Source organism: Dolichospermum sp. UHCC 0315A (assembly GCF_008121535.1).
Taxonomy (GTDB): Bacteria; Cyanobacteriota; Cyanobacteriia; order Cyanobacteriales; family Nostocaceae; genus Dolichospermum; species Dolichospermum lemmermannii.
The window spans coordinates 4282501-4298825 of record NZ_CP043056.1 but is presented as its reverse complement, the minus strand read 5'-3'; the positions used below and the strand labels follow the sequence as shown (position 1 = coordinate 4298825).

Below are 16325 nucleotides of genomic sequence, written 5' to 3'. Positions count from 1 at the left end.
TTGATTTGTGGTGATGGAATTGAGGGCGCATACTCTGCAACTCTACGGTTTTTGTGAGTTTAAATCATTATTTTTGCTAAGAAGAGTTTATCAAAGGAGCAATTTAAATTATTATTAAAACACATTGACTCCGTTAGGAATGTGCTATCATGACTCTGTATAACTAACAGTAGTTAAACCGCATAAATTCATGGATATCGCTGCAATTGTTAAGTTTCTCGCTCCCTGTATGCCTTTTTTGCTGACTATGGGTAATAAAGCCGCAGAAGGTGCTTCCCAGAAAGTCGGTGAGGATGTTTGGAATAGGGCTAAAGTGATTTGGGCTAAGTTACAGCCGAAGATAGAAGCCAAGGAAGCAGCAAAAGAAGCAGCGGAGGATGTAGCTAAAAATCCCGATGATGAAGATTTACAAGTGAGTTTGCGAGTACAATTGAAGAAGATTTTGGAAGCAGATACAGAACTTGCTGAGGAAATAGCTAAAATTTTGCAAACACAAAACTCCGATGCTGGTTCTTCTGTTGTCAATCCTCAATCTTATGGCGAAAGTATTCAAATTAATAAAGCAGGTGGAGTTGATAACGCAACTTATGATTTAAGGAGAATACATAACGAAAAAAAGTAAATCAGGAAATTCATATTTGGGTTGCTAAACACGAAAAAATATTAGCAATATTAAAAAGCAGCACCAAATCAGAATCACCGGGGATTTTCAAAGCGGGAAACCCTAATAAAAGTTCGGCTAATTGGCAAGGAAGAACAGAAGAAATTGCCAATTTGAAACTATGGTTAAATAATCCAAATATTCCTCTAATTGGTATTGAAGGTATTGGTGGTATAGGCAAATCTATGTTATCAGCCTATATTTATGAAGATAAAACAATAGCAGGTTTTACAAAACGTTTTTGGGCTGATGTGAGTTCTGGGGCAATTTTTACTGATGTGGCTACTCAAGTTTTACAAGATTTTGGTTTTCGAGTCCCAGAACAAGAAACACAATTAGTACAAACTTTGGTGAAATGTTTACAATCCGATGAATATTTATTGATCATTGATAACTTAGAAAGTCTTTTAAAAACAAATGGAATTTGGGGAAGTCAATTCTATGAAGACTTTTTTAAAACTTGGGTAGAGTGTGGAGGTAAAAGTAAAGTAATTGTCACCACCAGAGAAAGACCAGAATTACCGAAAAGATTTCAATGGCTACCCTTATCAGGTTTAAAAATAGCAGATGGGGTAGACCTATTAACAGATTTACGTATTCAAGGAAATTTAGAGGAATTTGTCAAATTAGTAGACGGTTATCCGTTGCTGTTGAGATTTGTAGCAGATTTATTAATAGAAGAATATCCCCAAGACCCGAATTTAAAAAGATTGGAAAATTTAGGTTTGGGAAATTTGCAGCAATTATTAACAGATAAAAAAGTGGTTGGCCAGCACCGTCTGGAAAATGTGGGGATGGTGCTAGTATTAGATGCCAGTTTTGAGCGTTTGAATGAGTTGCAAAAGTCTCTATTACAAAATATTAGTGTTTATCGTGGGGTCGTAAATGCTAAAGCCGCAATGGCTGTATGTTTAGGAAGTTCAGAAACAGAGATTGAGAGAGAATTAAGAAATCTTGTCAAGCGTTCTTTTTTATCAGAAAAATTGATTGATGATGGCAGATGGTTTGAGTTTCAGCCTGTGGTGTTGGAATATGTGCGATATAAAGCAGGTGATCAGAGGTCAGCACATCAACAAGCTATTAATTATTATCAGTCAATTGCTAAACAACAACCTTGGCAAACTAAAGATGATATTCAGGAATATTTAGAAATCTTTTATCATTTTTACCAATTAGCCGATTATGACTCAGCATTTGAGGCAATTCGCCATTGCAATGATTTTTTAACTTTGCGGGGTTATTATGCCAACCAAGTGGAATTATATGGGCAGTTGGTAAATAAATGGTCGAAAACGAATGATAAAGAAAATTGGCATTATACAGCTTCTCTCATTTCATTAGGCAATGCTTACGACTCCCTGGGACAGTACCAAAGGGCGATCGCTTTCTACCAGCAGTCTTTGGATATAGCTAAGGAGATAGGGTATATTCAGGGGGAAAGTAATTCCTTAAACAATTTAGGCAATGCTCACTACTCCCTGGGACAGTACCAAAGGGCGATCGCTTTCCACCAGCAGTCTTTGGATATAGCTAAGGAGATAGGGGATATTCGGGGGGAAAGTAATTCCTTGGGCAATTTAGGCAATGCTTACGACTCCCTGGGACAGTACGAAAGGGCGATCGCTTTCCACCAGCAGTCTTTGGATATAGCTAAGGAGATAGGGGATATTCGGGGGGAAAGTAATTCCTTAAACAATTTAGGCAATGCTTACGACTCCCTGGGACAGTACGAAAGGGCGATCGCTTTCTACCAGCAGTCTTTGGATATAAAAAAGGAGATAGGGGATATTCGGGGGGAAAGTAATTCCTTAAACAATTTAGGCAATGCTTACGACTCCCTGGGACAGTACGAAAGGGCGATCGCTTTCTACCAGCAGTCTTTGGATATAAAAAAGGAGATAGGGGATATTCAGGGGGAAAGTTATTCCTTAAACAATTTAGGCAATGCTTACGACTCCCTGGGACAGTACCAAAGGGCGATCGCTTTCTACCAGCAGTCTTTGGATATAAAAAAGGAGATAGGGGATATTCAGGGGGAAAGTAATTCCTTAAACAATTTAGGCAATGCTTACAAATCCCTGGGACAGTACGAAAGGGCGATCGCTTTCTACCAGCAGTCTTTGGATATAGCTAAGAAGATAGGGGATATTCGGGGAGAAGCAAATGCTTGGTTTAATTTAGGTCTGTCCTTAGAAAAAGTGGATAGGGAACAAGATGCACTGGGGGCTTATCGCAATGCGCGGGAACTGTATCAGACAATGGGACTTGATACCGATGTGCAAGATTGTAACAATGCAATTGAGCGTCTTTCTCAACCTAAAAAACCTGTAGTTTCTCAACGTGGGTTTTGGGGTTGGTTGCGGCGGTTGTGGCGTTGGGTACGGGGTTGGTTTCGGCGATGAATAAAATCTGTTAAGTTATAATTAATCTAATGTGTTAATTCCCAAATCTTTGAAAATTATAGTTTCAAATTTATGAACAGCCAAACTATTCCTCAAATTATTCCTAAGAAGGATATTACTGAGTATTTCAATTTTCTTTTTCCTGGAGATATTAGACTAAAAAACTCCAGAATAGGAATTGAGACAATACTTTATGAATACCTTGATTGTGGACGTTCTCCAGAAGAGATTGCTCAAATATATCAATCACTTTCTTTAGAACAAGTCTATGCGACTATCCTTTACTATTTGCAAAACAAAGAAACTATCAGCGATTACATGAAGAACTGGATAGAACATGGTCATAGAATGAGAGAAGAACAGAGACTTAATCCCCCACCAGTATCAGAAAAACTCCGTCAACTGAGAATAGAAAGACAAGCAAAAGTATAAGGAAATGACCATTAAATATTTGATTGATGAAAATATCAATCCTTTATATCCAAAACAAATTAAACTCAAAGAACCTGATATTGTTGTTCAGGTAATAGGAGAAACAGGAATACCACAGAAAGGGACACTTGATCCTGAAATTCTCTGTTGGTGTGAGGAGAATAATTTCGTATTAGTCACAAATAACCGTACTTCTATGCCTGTACATTTAGCTGATCACATGGCTGTGAATCGTCACATACCAGGAATTTTCATTCTCAATCCTAATTTAAGTGTTGGTGAAAATATAGAAGAATTAATCTTAGTTGCTTTAGCTTCAGAAGATGGTGAATATCAAGATCGTATAGTTTATTTACCCTTACCATAGCTGTTAAAAATATTCAAGAGAAAGTTATTTCTTGGAAAATTTAGGCAATGCTTAGGACTCGCTAGTATAATACAAAAGAGCGCGTAATTAATAAACTATTAAAGTTGTAAAATCCAATGTATGACAACATCTGTAAATATCTCGCCGAAAACTTCCAAGCAGACTTAGCCACATGGTTACTAAGTAAGTTGGCGTTAAACAATCAACATATGTAACGAAATGTAAATTCGACAAATACCTTATAGATAGGTTATTTAAGGGTTTTTACGAAAAAAATGTATATTGATTTTATCGTGCCGACTTACTTAGGTTCACCAGTCGAATTAACAGAACTGAGTCCAACAGAATTATCAAACGAACCAATTCGCGCTGATTCGTTGATTTTATTACAATCAGAGAACTTAATATTACATATTGAGTTTCAGACCGATGGTAATAAAAATATACCCTTTAGGATGTTAGATTATCGAGTTAGAGGTTATCGGCGTTTTCCTGACAAAGAGATGCGCCAAGTAGTGATTTATTTGAGAAAAACAGATTCTGAATTAGTCCATGAGAATAGTTTCAGATTAAACAAAACCCACCATGAGTTTGAAGTAATCCGTCTATGGGAACAACCAACAGAACAATTTATGACCGCGCCCGGTTTATTACCATTTGCCGTGCTAAGTCAGACAGAAGATCCTACAATGGTATTGAGCCAGGTAGCACAAGCAGTCGAAAAAATTAAAGATCAACAACAACAAAGGGATATAGCTGCTGCCAGCAGTATTTTAGCTGGGTTGGTGTTAAATAAAAGTGTAATCAAGAAAATTTTCAGGAGTGAGATTATGCGCGAATCAGTAATTTATCAAGACATCCTTGAAGAAGGTGAAGCCAAAGGTGAGGCGAAAGGCAAGGCTGAAACAACAAGAAAATTGGCTATAAATTTATTACGAATTGGTATGAATTTAGAGCAAATTGCTGAAGTCACTGAATTATCTGTTGAACAAGTTCGAGCTTTACAACAAGAAATTCAATCATTGTAAAACTGAGTATTTGTAGTGGTTTTTCAGTAGTATTAAGAGTGCGATCGCTCTCCGTAGGAATTATGTATACCTCACAACCAACGAAGATGAGCGATAGCGAAGCGCTCCGCAGGAATCGCCTTTCACAAGGTAACACCAGTATAATCATAAAAACTGGTGAATAATATATCAAAAAAGGAGAATTGACACTATGTTACAAAATATCTATCAACTTCCTTTGACATTTGATCAAATTCTTAGCTTAGTTAAACAACTTTCTACTTCTGAAAAATTGTTACTTAGTAAAGAAATAGAAAAAGAAACCTTGAATAATAAATTAACAGAGTTACTAGAAATATTTCAAACTGATGAATTGTCATTAGAGGAAATTACAGAAGAAGTTGAAATTGTCCGTTCTCAAATTTATGCTAGAAAAAATAACAGTTAAGATAATTATTCTTGGTGGGATGCTGAAATTTTAATTGTCTGAATCAGGATGTCCAGGATTTTAGGATTTACAGGATTGTTATTGATGAATTGTCTGTGAATATTGAAAGATAAGAAATGATAATTACATTTGTATTATAGTATGTTATCTACTATCTAATAATTACCATTTTTCCTAAACAATAAAAACTCACATCCTGTACATCCTCTAATCCTGGTTATCCTGATATGGCTTTCGCCACGCTACGCTATCAGACAGATTGTTAGTTTCTCTTTTTATAATCGTATTTTATCAATTGCTGGAGAATGATAATAGGTAATAGGTAAAAACCAATTACCCATTACCAATTACCAATTACCTATTCGCTAAATATTGATACATCTCCCATCTAGCATTTACTTCTGCTTGCGCTTGTTCTAACAACAACTTCGCCACCTCTGGTTTACTCTTCGTCAACATCTTAAACCGATTCTCTTGATACATGGATTTTTCCACCGATTCAGAAGGCGCTTTCATATCCAATTGGAGGGGATTTTTACCCTGTGATTGTAATGCTGGATTATAGCGATATAACAACCATCTTCCTGAGTCTACTAGAGCCTTTTGTTGATGTAAACCTTTGGTCATATCAATACCATGAGCAATACAATGACTGTAAGCAATAATGATTGATGGACCATCAAAAGCTTCCGCTTCTAAAAATGCTTTGAGTGTATGTTCATCCTTCGCACCTAACGCCACACTCGCCACATAAACATTACCATAAGTCATGGCCATTAAACCCAAATCTTTCTTAGGTGCAGGTTTTCCACCAGTCGCATATTTAGCAACTGCGGCTTTGGGAGTAGCTTTAGAAGATTGTCCTCCAGTGTTAGAATAAACTTCTGTATCCATGACCAAAATATTGACATTGCGACCTGTAGAAATCACATGATCAATCCCACCAAAATCTATATCATACGCCCAACCATCACCCCCAACTATCCACACACTTTTCTTGACTAAATAATCAGCGAGGGATTTGAGATTTTCAAACGCAGATAAACGCTGATTAACGCGGATATTTTTTGATTCTATCTGCGTGTATCTGTGTTCATCTGCGTTTAAAATTTCTTGGAGTTTGTGTTTGAGAATGACGATTCTTTCCCGTTGTTCCCAAATATCAGCTTCGGTTTTTTGTTCAGCTTTGAGAATGGCATTAACTAAATTATCGCCAATTTCACTACTTAATTGTTGCAATAATTCCGCTGCAAATTCCGCTTGTTTGTCTATGGATAAACGATAACCAAAACCGAATTCGGCGTTATCTTCAAATAAACTATTGGACCAGGCCGGACCTCTTCCGTCTGCGTTTTGACTCCAGGGAGTTGTGGGGAGATTTCCCCCATAAATGGAAGAACAGCCGGTGGCGTTGGCAACGAGTGAGCGATCGCCAAACAATTGTGTTAATAATTTAAGGTAGGGTGTTTCTCCACAACCAGCACAAGCACCAGAAAATTCAAACAACGGTTCTTGTAATTGCTGCTGACGAATTTGGCTTACTTTCAAAGTTTTCCGGTCAGGATTTGGTAAATTCAAAAAGAAGTTCCAATTTTCCCGTTCTTGTTCCCGCAACGGTAATTGCGGACTCATATTAATCGCCTTGCGGGTGGGTTCTGCCTTGTTTTTGGCAGGACAGACGCTAACACAAATTTCACAGCCTGTACAGTCTTCTGGCGCTACCTGAATGGTGAATTTCTGGTTAGCAAAGTTCTTGTCTTTGCTGTTAGTGGATTTAAAAGTTATCGGTGCGTTGACTAACTCGCTGGGTTGATAAGCTTTAGCGCGAATAGCAGCGTGAGGACAAACCATCACACATTTACCACATTGAACGCAGACATCACCATCCCAAACGGGTATTTCTTCTGCAACGTTGCGTTTTTCCCATTTTGCAGTGCCACTGGGGAAAGTTCCGTCAGCAGGTAAAGCACTGACAGGTAAATCATCACCTTCCCAGACCATGATTTTGCTAAGAACATTCTCGATAAATTTGGGTTTGGTAATTGCTAATTGCGTTTCTTCCCTATTACCTCTTACCAATGACCTATTACCGACTTCATGGAGATTTTCTAGAGTGTTGTCTACCGCTTTTAAATTCATGTTGACAACTTCTGCGCCTTTTTTACCATAGGTTTTTTCTATGGCTTGTTTGATTTTAGCAATTGCTGCTTTTTCTGGGAATACCCCCGCTAAAGCAAAGAAACACACCTGCATGATAGTATTGATTCTGTGTCCCATGCCACTATTTTTCGCTACTTGACTAGCGTTAATAGCGTAAACTTTCAGATTTTTGTCAATAATCTGCTGTTGGACTTTTGGGGGTAGATTTTTCCAAACATGATCAGCATCATAAGGACTATTTAACAGCAAAGTCGCTCCCGGTGCAGCAGCTTTTAAAATATCAATACTTTCCACAAATCCCCAATGGTGACAACCGATAAAATTAGCTTTGTCTATGAGGTACGTTGAGCGAATTTTTCCAGTTCCAAAACGCAGATGAGAAACTGTCATTGAACCGGATTTTTTAGAATCATAAACAAAGTAACCTTGCGCGTTATTTTCTGTTCCCTCACCGATGATTTTGATGGAGTTCTTATTTGCCCCCACTGTACCATCTGAACCCAAACCATAGAACATAGCGCGAACTACATGATCTGGTTCTGTCGAGAAATTGGGGTCAAAATTCAAAGAAGTGAAAGTGACATCATCATTAATCCCAATTGTGAAATGATTTTTGGGTTTAATTTGAGTGAGATTATCAAATACACTCTTCACCATTGCGGGAGTAAATTCTTTAGAAGAAAGTCCATATCTTCCCCCAACAATTTTCGGGAATGTGGTTTTTTTCCAGCCTTCATAAATAGCTGTCACCACATCTAAATATAAAGGTTCTCCTGCGCTTCCGACTTCTTTGGTTCTATCAAGAACGGCAATAGATTTAACACTATTTGGTAATGCTTCTATAAATCTGGAAACATCAAAAGGACGGAAAAGCCGCACTTTGATAACTCCGACTTTTTCCCCTTGGTTGTTGAGATAATCCACTGTTTCATGAACAGTTTCACAACCAGAACCCATAATCACAATTACTCTTTCTGCGTCAGTGCTTCCATGATATTCATAAAGTTTGTAATATCTGCCTGTGCGTTCTCCAAATTTGTCCATAATTTTTTGGACAATATCAGCACAAACATTGTAATAAGGGTTTGCACCTTCACGAGATTGAAAGTAAACATCGGGGTTTTGTGCGGTTCCTCGTAATACTGGTTTGTCTGGAGTTAAACACCGTTGACGATGTGCAAATACTAAAGATTGGGGAATTAGCACTTGTAAATCTTCATCAGATAATAATTCAACTTTCTGCACTTCATGGGAAGTTCTAAATCCATCAAAAAAGTGCATAAATGGTACTCTTGCTTCTAATGTTGCTGCATGAGAAATCAGTGCAAAATCATGACTCTCCTGTACAGAAGCGGAACATAAAAAAGCGAAACCAGTCGCTCTTGCAGCCATGACATCACTATGATCACCGAAAATAGATAACGCATGGGTAGCTAAAGAACGAGCAGAAACATGAAGTACAAAACTGGTTAATTCTCCGGCAATTTTGTACAAGTTAGGAATCATTAATAATAATCCCTGAGAAGCGGTGAAAGTTGTACTTAATGCCCCTGTTTGTAATGCCCCATGGACAGCAGCAGCAGCCCCTCCTTCGCTTTGCATTTGGGTGACACTGGGAACTGTTCCCCATAAATTGGGTTTATTTTCAGACATCCAAGCATCAGCCCATTCACCCATATTTGAAGATGGGGTGATAGGATAAATGGCAATGACTTCATTTAGTTTGTAAGCTACACGGGCAACGGCTTCGTTACCATCAATTGTGGCATAGGATTTGGTCATGATTTTCCTTTTTGTGTCTTTTCTGGTTGTTTAAACTGTATGCAGAGAAGCCAAAAAGATAAGCATTGGAAATAGCTAAAGTCAGGAAGTTAATTTGTGATCTTTTTTACAGTTTTATGAATTGGGAATTATTAATTATTTTAACTTTTAACCAATATTTTAATTATAGCAAATGGTAAATATTCTATCTATATTAATGTTGTACTCAAGATGGTAGTGGTAAATATGTAGTGATAATAAAATTAGGCATTACAACAAGAATTATAATGATGAATAAAATACCAGATAGCGCCAATATGATTATCTAACTTTTTAGAAAAGGATAAAGTTTTTCTGACCAAACGAGAAATTCTTTGAGGCATTGTATTATTAAAGCGTTCAATATGGTTAGTCTTGCCACTTTCTTTCCCGACTGCCTGATGACGTTTGCTAGGAATAACTTGTGCGTAAGCCGCCCAAAAATCTGTATAGCAAACAGCACATTGACGGTAAACTGGTGGTAGAGAATTCCATAATCCCCTAGCGCCATCTTCACTGGGATTGCCTATGTAAACTCCAACTATTTCTCTAGTTTTTTTGTCCAAAGCTAACCAAATCCATTGCTTATTACCCTGATGACCTACAAATGACCAAGCCTCATCACATTCAATAGTCAATTTACCTCTTGGTTTGGCTGAAACATTTACCTGCTGAGGAATCTGGGCATATTTATTATTCACATATTTTTGCAACCAAGTCTCTGAAACAAGAGCAGCACGAGCAATACCGGCCAGAGGTATTTTCTGAAGTAAAAGTCTATCAATCAGTTCTATATAGGAATAATATTTGAATCCTGAAATTATTTGCGTAGTTAGGTAAGATGCAAAAGGCATGAGGTAAAAGGATTCTAGCCGATTCAGGTGTACCGAGTGTTTTTCAAAAATCAAATATGAGTCCTATAGTATCTTTGCTAATAACTTTATTAGTGGGATTTTCTATAAACTGTCTTTTGCAGTTTTGACACTGGTATTTTGGTTTTTGATTATGAATCTTCCCATTTTTGACAGTGTGTTGAGAACCACAATTGGGGCAAGTAGGTCTGGAGATTGACATCAAAGCTAAAATAGTTGAATTTAAAAACACTGGTACTTCACTACATATAACACTTAACACGTTCTAGTGAAATCATGTGAAATCATACAAGTAAGTTGGCGTTAAACAATCAACATATGTAACGAAATGTAAATTCGACAAATACCTTATAGATAGGTTATTTAAGGGTTTTTACGAAAAAAATGTATATTGATTTTATCGTGCCGACTTACTTATTTAGAAACTTTATATTTTAGATAATTTTCAGTTAGTTAAATATAATTAAAATTTCAACAGCTACAAACGAATAATTTAAGTTAGAAAATATCAGATTTCACTACATATTTACCACTACCAATCATGAATTTATTAGATTGGATGCATGATGGAATGAAGTATTTTCCCAGAAGTATAGGAACAATGGTTAGATGGTTTGGTGAAGTCGTAGGTTATTTTGACAGCAGAACTACTAGTGGTACTGTGGAAGGAATTAATAATAAACTCAAATTAATCAAAAGACTTGGATATGGATTTCATAACTTTAGTAATTTTAGATTACGTAGTTTATTAAACTGGCACTTTAGTATTAATTCTCCATAAAAGGGACGCAAGAGCCAAAAATTGTAGCTTTGTTATGTCAACAGAAATCATGTCAGGAATATTAGACAATTTAACTCCTGAACAAATCGCTATTTTTGATGAAGCAGTTAAACGTATGATTTAGCAATTTTAGAAAAAGCGTCAGAAATTCATGCAAATCTCAGATTAAGAGGATTACCAATCCAAACAGAAGATATCTTAATTGCTGCAACTGCTATTGTTAAAGGTTTTATTCTAGTTTCTAATGATCGTGATTTATTGAGAGTTGAAGAATTAAGTTTAGAGAATTGGTAACAGGAAGATGGCAGTTTTGGGCGATTTTACGTTTCTGTACACATTTTGGTGATTTCCCGCCCACCTCTTAGGCGGTTATATTAATTAATACTTAAAATAAGTCCTTCACGAGCTAGTAATGCTTTAGCTTAACCGACAGAAGCCCCACGTCTGACCCGATAGGGAAGCGGGGGATGAATGGCGCGTGAATTGACGACGGTTTTCCGACCAACGCGACAGCAAGGAAGGAAAACATGGAGACAATTCACAAAATTTGTGTTATGAATTGAATATCTCGGCAAGGCGAGAGAATAGCGATAACCAAGCTAGATACATGATCATTTTTGTTGATTAACCTTGATTTTGCCTTTGGAACGAGGGGTCAGCCTATCGCCTTAACATAAGTCTTGTTGTTCTCGAAGAGCAAAAAGCTGCTAACTGGGTAGGAAGCCTATACTTACCCGCAAGGGAAGTGTAGGTAGTTCACGGAATACTGACTGAATTTCAGTTTGAACATGATCAAGAAAATCATCATCATCAGGATGATGATAGGAGATTACTGAGCAGATCATCATAATGTCGCACTTCTAATAACTGGTTTTTTTCACCCACAATTACAACGGTAGGAGAGTGACATTTTAACTCTTCCATAGTAAACTGCCCGTAAGTCATGATAATCAAGCGATCGCCAACCACGCCTAAACGTGCCGCTGCTCCATTTAATTCAATCGCTCCTGAATTAGCGGGAGCAGGTATGGCATAAGTAATAAAACGCTCACCATTAGCAATATTCACTACTTGTACCTGCTCATAGAGGAATATACCAGCTTTTTTCAGGAGAACCTCGTCAATGCTGATACTACCCACATAGTTAATATTTGCTGCTGTGAGCGTACAGTTATGAATTTTTGCCGATAAGAGAGTGCGCTGCATTTGAGTTTAAATTTTTTTTTGCAACCAGTAAGAATTTTGGGAATTAGACTCAGTAGGTTGTTACTGATTGTCCCACAATTATTGCTTTGGTGGGTAATGAGTAATTTACATTACCACTACCCATAATCTATTATGCTTTAGCTTTAGCTGCTTGAATGAACTTTTCCACCAAGGGAGCTACCTTATCCACATCCTGCCAACCGAGAATTTGCGTGACCTTTTTTTCCAAATTTTTATAACTACGGAAAAATTCAGCAATTTCTTCTAGTCGGTGAGGGGATATGTCTTTGAGAGACTTTACATGAGCATAGCGCGGATCTTTATCGGGAACACAAAGAATTTTTTCATCACGATCGCCACCATCAATCATTTCCAAATAACCAACTGGTCTAGCCGCAATCACGCAACCGGGAAATGTTGGTTCATCCATGATTACCATACCATCTAACGGATCGCCATCATCAGCTAAGGTATTAGGGATAAAACCATAATCATAAGGATACTTAACCGAAGAATAGAGAACCCGATCTAAAGCAAATGCTTGTAAATCCTTATCGTATTCGTATTTATTTTTACTTCCACCAGCAATTTCAATCAGGACATTAATTACACCTGGCTTTGGTTGGGCAGGAATCAAAGATAAATCCACAACAAAACTCCTTTACTAAAAGTGAATAAGCGGTAGCAGCCATTTTTGCTCCCAGTGTAAGATTCTAAGGCATTGTGGATCTCTTCCCCCAGATTCCTGCTAAAAATCTTGGCGAATTTCACAAATGATCAAAAAAAAGCAGAGAAAAAAACTCCCTGCCCATTATCCTCTGCTTTGACTCCTAAATTCTGCTGTATATTTTAATCTCCGGGAATAGATAGGTTATAGCTTAAGGATGGCTGATTGTTTTCAACATTGACTGAAGAATAGTGGGCGATGATAAATACTGGTAAAGTGAGGGTGATCAAAGCGATCACTGTTCCCACAATGTCTGCCAAACGTTGGGAATATGTATCGGAAGAATTGGCAGACTGGCTATTTAAATTCATACAAAGTTGCAATTAATCAGAATCACGAGTGGGTTGACTCCCTGGAAAAGAGGGTCTACACTATTCTAACTATTTTTTTACTATAAACCGTAATGTCAGGGATAACTGACATTTTTGATCCTTCAGAAATTCCGTAGGGGCGCAGGTCCTGCGTCCAATTAGATTGGTCCCTGCGCCCAAGATTATGCAGCCACTTTTTGTCCTGTAGTTGATTCTTCAGATTGTGGTGACTCTTGTTTTTCTTGATTTCCCTGTTCTGAATCACTGCTGGGTTGAACTATTTGGAGGTGAATATTATTCACTTGATTAATAAATAGTTCTATTGCCTGACTTACTCTTTGTTGTTGTTTACCTTCTTCGGAAATATCATAACAACGATAGGCTGGGCTAATTCCCAAAATAAACTTTTCCTGTTCAGCTTCTAATAATTCAACGGCTTTGTTAGCAGCCATCCAATTTTTTTCAAAAGGAAATGAGGTAACGATACTAGCAACAATGGAAGCAACGGCTGGGCAAATAACAGGCAGCCATTTTAACCAGCTTTGTCCTGCTTCTAATTTATCCACCAACACTAAAATTGGTGTGACACCTGACAAAATAACGGTAGAAATTTGCAAAACATAGTAAAGAGTTCTGGCGAGATCTCGAGAACTTTTATAATCATCAATCAACTCTTGACAATATTCTAAAGCTTTAGCTCGTGCTGGTAAAACTGTATTATAGTCCAATGTAGTACCATTGCTTAATAGAGAGGTATAGAGTTCAGCTTTTTTGGAAAGCTCAGTTTTTTGTGATTCCTTTTGAGCATTTTTCACAGATTGTCTATTGAAGATAAACAAACCAAGAGAAACACTTAAAACAACGGATGCAGCAGTTATATATTGTTGATCACTAGAACCAACATAAATGATGAAAATTGATGTGATAGCAACTGCGGCTAATAAATAATCAATCAACTTGAAAAAAAACAGCATATTTTTTCCTGGTGTGGTTATTGTCGGAATGTTGAATTGATGATTGGAAACCCCGTTGTAAAAATATTTTCACAACCAAAGATGTATATTACACGAAAGTAACATTATTGACAAGTTGCCAGGACTAGCAATATTTTTCAGAAAAAAGGTTAAGATCCGGATTTTCCAGTTGTTTTCAAGGATACAGATATAAATAAAGTTTAAATTTAATTAAGTTGATGAAAAATTTCCATCAACTTGTGCATTTAATAAATGAACCTACTGTAAATTCACAAATCAAATCGCAGTGCTGTATCTTTTGCGCGTAGCTATGGCTAACACTAACACCAAAAATGTTAAAACTCCTGCTAGATATAAAGGATAGCTGTATGTAATGGGTTGAGATTGTTGAACTATCATCCCAGCAATCACTGGGCCAATACCGTTGGAAATACTTAAATAGGATGCGTTTAATCCTAACACGGTTCCCTGATCTTGCGGTTGAGCATTGAGAGAAATCAATGTACTAATCATGGGTTGGACTAGGGCGTTAAACAGTGCAAATAATATGCTAACTACGACAAAATAAGTGATGCTAGGCCAAACAGGCATTAATATAAATGATAAACTGCGAACAAATAAGCCTAAAAATAATATTTTGACAACATTAAATTTACGACGAAGAATAGATACTCCCCAAGTTTGCATAACTACTCCTAATGTGCCAAAAACTAAAAATAATAGTGTTAAAGATTTATTATTTTGATCTAAAACTTGAATAAAATAGGGTTGAAATGCGTAGGTAAACATGGTAAATGTTGTCCCTGTGCAAAAGTTAATAAATAATAAAATGCCAATTCCTGGCATAGCAAATCCTTTAATTAAATTATCTAACCCTAAATCAAAGATGTTTGTGGATTTTGGAGATTTATTTTGGATAGTTTCTGGTAATAAAAATATTGTCATTAACATCCCGATAAGAGCAACTGCACCGGAAACTAAAAATGCTGTTCCTAAAGAAATTTGTTGTGCTACTAAACTAGTCGCTGGGCCAAGAACAAAGCCTAATCCCATTGCTGCGCCATAAATCCCAAATGCCTGAGCGCGATCTTTTTGACTGGTAACATCAGAAATAACGGCTTGGGCAACAGAAGCATTTCCACCTGTGATACCATCTAAAAATCTGGCGAAAAATAGTAAAGTTGCTGTTGTGGCAGTTCCGGCTATGGTATTAGCAATTACTGTTCCGGCTAAACTAATTATTAATAATGGTTTCCGTCCAAATCTGTCGGAGAGTTTACCAATTACAGGAGTGGCGAAAAATTGAGCAATGGAATATGTTGAGAATAATAAACTGGTTTGGAAATCATTTAAACCAAATTGTTTACCATAAAGATAAATTATGGGGATTAAAATTGTAAAACTTAGGGAGTTAATAAAGGCAATTAAGGCAGTAATCCAAAAAATTCGGTTCATTGTTAATTAAATATATTTATCTTTAGTCATCCTATCATTCACTGGACTTTTACTTACTGCCCATGAAATTTAAATTACAGAGATTTTTTCAGCAGCCGGGAAAACACTTGCATTCACGAGTTCATATTCAAATTCACAATGGACAATTCACAATTATCGGTATGGGTGCAAGATATATGATCTTAAACTGGTGAGAAATCAGACACCTAGCTTTTCTTTATCTTGGACGGTGATGCACATTATTGATGAGTCTAGTCCTTTTCATGGGATGACATCGGCATTATTAAGTCAAACTCAGGCCTTGCTGATGATTTCTATGAGTGGGATTGATGAAACAGTGGCACAGGTTGTCCATGCTCGTTATAGTTATGGCGTTAATGAGATTTTGTGGAATCATCAATTTGTAGATATTATGTACTATAATACGCCTGATAGACATCGTTACTGTGACTATACGCATTTTCACGATGTTTTGCCAATTTATTAGTTCTCTAATCCATAGACTACTGGCTTTTCCCATTTATTCAGCAAGTCCTATATCCCATCTTCCGCACCCTAAATTGTCACACAACGAAAAATGGTCGTTTGGGGATTTGGGATTAGCGATAGCGAAGCGCTACTGCAAGCAGTTCGCTACCTAAAATTTCGACCTTTTTGTATAAAAATCATCCTTCAATGTATTCAAAAGTCCGAAATTACCGATTGTGACACCGGGAGTGCGG

Annotated in this window: 13 protein-coding genes and 4 pseudogenes; 9 read left to right on the top strand and 8 right to left on the bottom strand. The window is 37.0% G+C overall.

Going from position 1 to position 16325, the window contains the following annotated elements; translation table 11 throughout:
* Nucleotides 1-190 precede the first annotated feature (190 nt).
* The gene (locus BMF77_RS20435; RefSeq protein WP_148765385.1) at nt 191-622 is read left to right on the top strand and encodes a hypothetical protein; all 432 of its coding nucleotides are present in this window, start codon (nt 191-193) and stop codon (nt 620-622) included.
* A gap of 10 nt (nt 623-632) precedes the next feature.
* Here the strand turns inward: BMF77_RS20435 and BMF77_RS28140 are convergent, their stop codons facing one another.
* Nucleotides 633-773: a hypothetical protein gene (locus tag BMF77_RS28140; protein ID WP_246862978.1), complete on the bottom strand. Its 141-nt coding sequence runs from the start codon at nt 771-773 to the stop codon at nt 633-635.
* Between the two features lies 1 nt (nt 774).
* Between BMF77_RS28140 and BMF77_RS20430 the strand changes: the two genes are divergently transcribed.
* The 5 genes from BMF77_RS20430 (at nt 775) to vap15 (ending at nt 5317) form a co-directional block, all read left to right on the top strand.
* Nucleotides 775-3063 (top strand): tetratricopeptide repeat protein, encoded by a 2289-nt coding sequence (locus BMF77_RS20430; RefSeq protein ID WP_246862977.1) that lies wholly within the window; start codon nt 775-777, stop codon nt 3061-3063.
* Between the two features lie 72 nt (nt 3064-3135).
* Entirely contained in the window at nt 3136-3495 is a 360-nt protein-coding gene (locus BMF77_RS20425; protein WP_052149826.1) for a DUF433 domain-containing protein, read from the top strand.
* A 4-nt stretch (nt 3496-3499) separates the two neighbouring features.
* Entirely contained in the window at nt 3500-3862 is a 363-nt protein-coding gene (locus tag BMF77_RS20420) for a DUF5615 family PIN-like protein (protein ID WP_148765381.1), read from the top strand.
* 293 nt (nt 3863-4155) lie between these two features.
* Entirely contained in the window at nt 4156-4890 is a 735-nt protein-coding gene (locus BMF77_RS20415) for an Rpn family recombination-promoting nuclease/putative transposase (protein WP_246862976.1), read from the top strand.
* 190 nt (nt 4891-5080) lie between these two features.
* The gene (gene vap15, locus BMF77_RS20410; protein ID WP_148765377.1) at nt 5081-5317 is read left to right on the top strand and encodes a type II toxin-antitoxin system VapB15 family antitoxin; all 237 of its coding nucleotides are present in this window, start codon (nt 5081-5083) and stop codon (nt 5315-5317) included.
* A gap of 354 nt (nt 5318-5671) precedes the next feature.
* Here vap15 and nifJ read toward each other — a convergent pair whose 3' ends face one another.
* Together nifJ and BMF77_RS20400 are read right to left on the bottom strand one after the other, a co-directional pair.
* Entirely contained in the window at nt 5672-9259 is a 3588-nt protein-coding gene (gene nifJ, locus BMF77_RS20405) for a pyruvate:ferredoxin (flavodoxin) oxidoreductase (protein ID WP_148765375.1), read from the bottom strand.
* A gap of 242 nt (nt 9260-9501) precedes the next feature.
* Nucleotides 9502-10065, bottom strand: a pseudogene (locus BMF77_RS20400) (IS1 family transposase); the annotation flags it as partial.
* Between the two features lie 622 nt (nt 10066-10687).
* On the opposite strand from BMF77_RS20400, the pseudogene BMF77_RS20390 reads away from it, so the two are divergent.
* Nucleotides 10688-10930: pseudogene (locus BMF77_RS20390) on the top strand (transposase); the annotation flags it as partial.
* Between the two features lie 117 nt (nt 10931-11047).
* Nucleotides 11048-11224 (top strand): annotated as a pseudogene (locus BMF77_RS20385) (PIN domain-containing protein); the annotation flags it as partial.
* A gap of 516 nt (nt 11225-11740) precedes the next feature.
* Here BMF77_RS20385 and panD read toward each other — a convergent pair.
* From panD to BMF77_RS20360, 5 genes are all read right to left on the bottom strand, one after another.
* Nucleotides 11741-12136, bottom strand: a complete 396-nt coding sequence (panD, locus tag BMF77_RS20380; protein WP_148765373.1) for an aspartate 1-decarboxylase — start codon at nt 12134-12136, stop codon at nt 11741-11743.
* Nucleotides 12137-12266: 130 nt separating this feature from the next.
* Nucleotides 12267-12785 (bottom strand): inorganic diphosphatase, encoded by a 519-nt coding sequence (locus BMF77_RS20375; protein ID WP_148765371.1) that lies wholly within the window; start codon nt 12783-12785, stop codon nt 12267-12269.
* Nucleotides 12786-12985: 200 nt separating this feature from the next.
* Nucleotides 12986-13174, bottom strand: a complete 189-nt coding sequence (locus BMF77_RS20370; protein ID WP_148765369.1) for a hypothetical protein — start codon at nt 13172-13174, stop codon at nt 12986-12988.
* 182 nt (nt 13175-13356) lie between these two features.
* Complete coding sequence (locus tag BMF77_RS20365) at nt 13357-14148, bottom strand: DUF4231 domain-containing protein (protein ID WP_148765367.1); 792 nt, start codon at nt 14146-14148, stop codon at nt 13357-13359.
* A gap of 276 nt (nt 14149-14424) precedes the next feature.
* The gene (locus BMF77_RS20360) at nt 14425-15603 is read right to left on the bottom strand and encodes an MFS transporter (RefSeq protein WP_148765365.1); all 1179 of its coding nucleotides are present in this window, start codon (nt 15601-15603) and stop codon (nt 14425-14427) included.
* A 169-nt stretch (nt 15604-15772) separates the two neighbouring features.
* Between BMF77_RS20360 and BMF77_RS20355 the strand changes: the two are divergent.
* Nucleotides 15773-16090 (top strand): annotated as a pseudogene (locus BMF77_RS20355) (ATP-sensitive inward rectifier potassium channel 10); the annotation flags it as partial.
* Nucleotides 16091-16325 lie beyond the last annotated feature (235 nt).

Excerpts from the sequence above, each read along its gene's own strand:
- nifJ (WP_148765375.1), bottom strand. The coding sequence starts at position 9,259 with ATGACCAAATCCTATGCCACAATTGATGGTAACGAAGCCGTTGCCCGT.
- BMF77_RS20365 (WP_148765367.1), bottom strand. The coding sequence starts at position 14,148 with ATGCTGTTTTTTTTCAAGTTGATTGATTATTTATTAGCCGCAGTTGCT.
- vap15 (WP_148765377.1), top strand. The coding sequence starts at position 5,081 with ATGTTACAAAATATCTATCAACTTCCTTTGACATTTGATCAAATTCTT.
- panD (WP_148765373.1), bottom strand. The coding sequence starts at position 12,136 with ATGCAGCGCACTCTCTTATCGGCAAAAATTCATAACTGTACGCTCACA.
- BMF77_RS20425 (WP_052149826.1), top strand. The coding sequence starts at position 3,136 with ATGAACAGCCAAACTATTCCTCAAATTATTCCTAAGAAGGATATTACT.
- BMF77_RS20420 (WP_148765381.1), top strand. The coding sequence starts at position 3,500 with ATGACCATTAAATATTTGATTGATGAAAATATCAATCCTTTATATCCA.
- BMF77_RS20435 (WP_148765385.1), top strand. The coding sequence starts at position 191 with ATGGATATCGCTGCAATTGTTAAGTTTCTCGCTCCCTGTATGCCTTTT.
- BMF77_RS20370 (WP_148765369.1), bottom strand. The coding sequence starts at position 13,174 with ATGAATTTAAATAGCCAGTCTGCCAATTCTTCCGATACATATTCCCAA.
- BMF77_RS20360 (WP_148765365.1), bottom strand. The coding sequence starts at position 15,603 with ATGAACCGAATTTTTTGGATTACTGCCTTAATTGCCTTTATTAACTCC.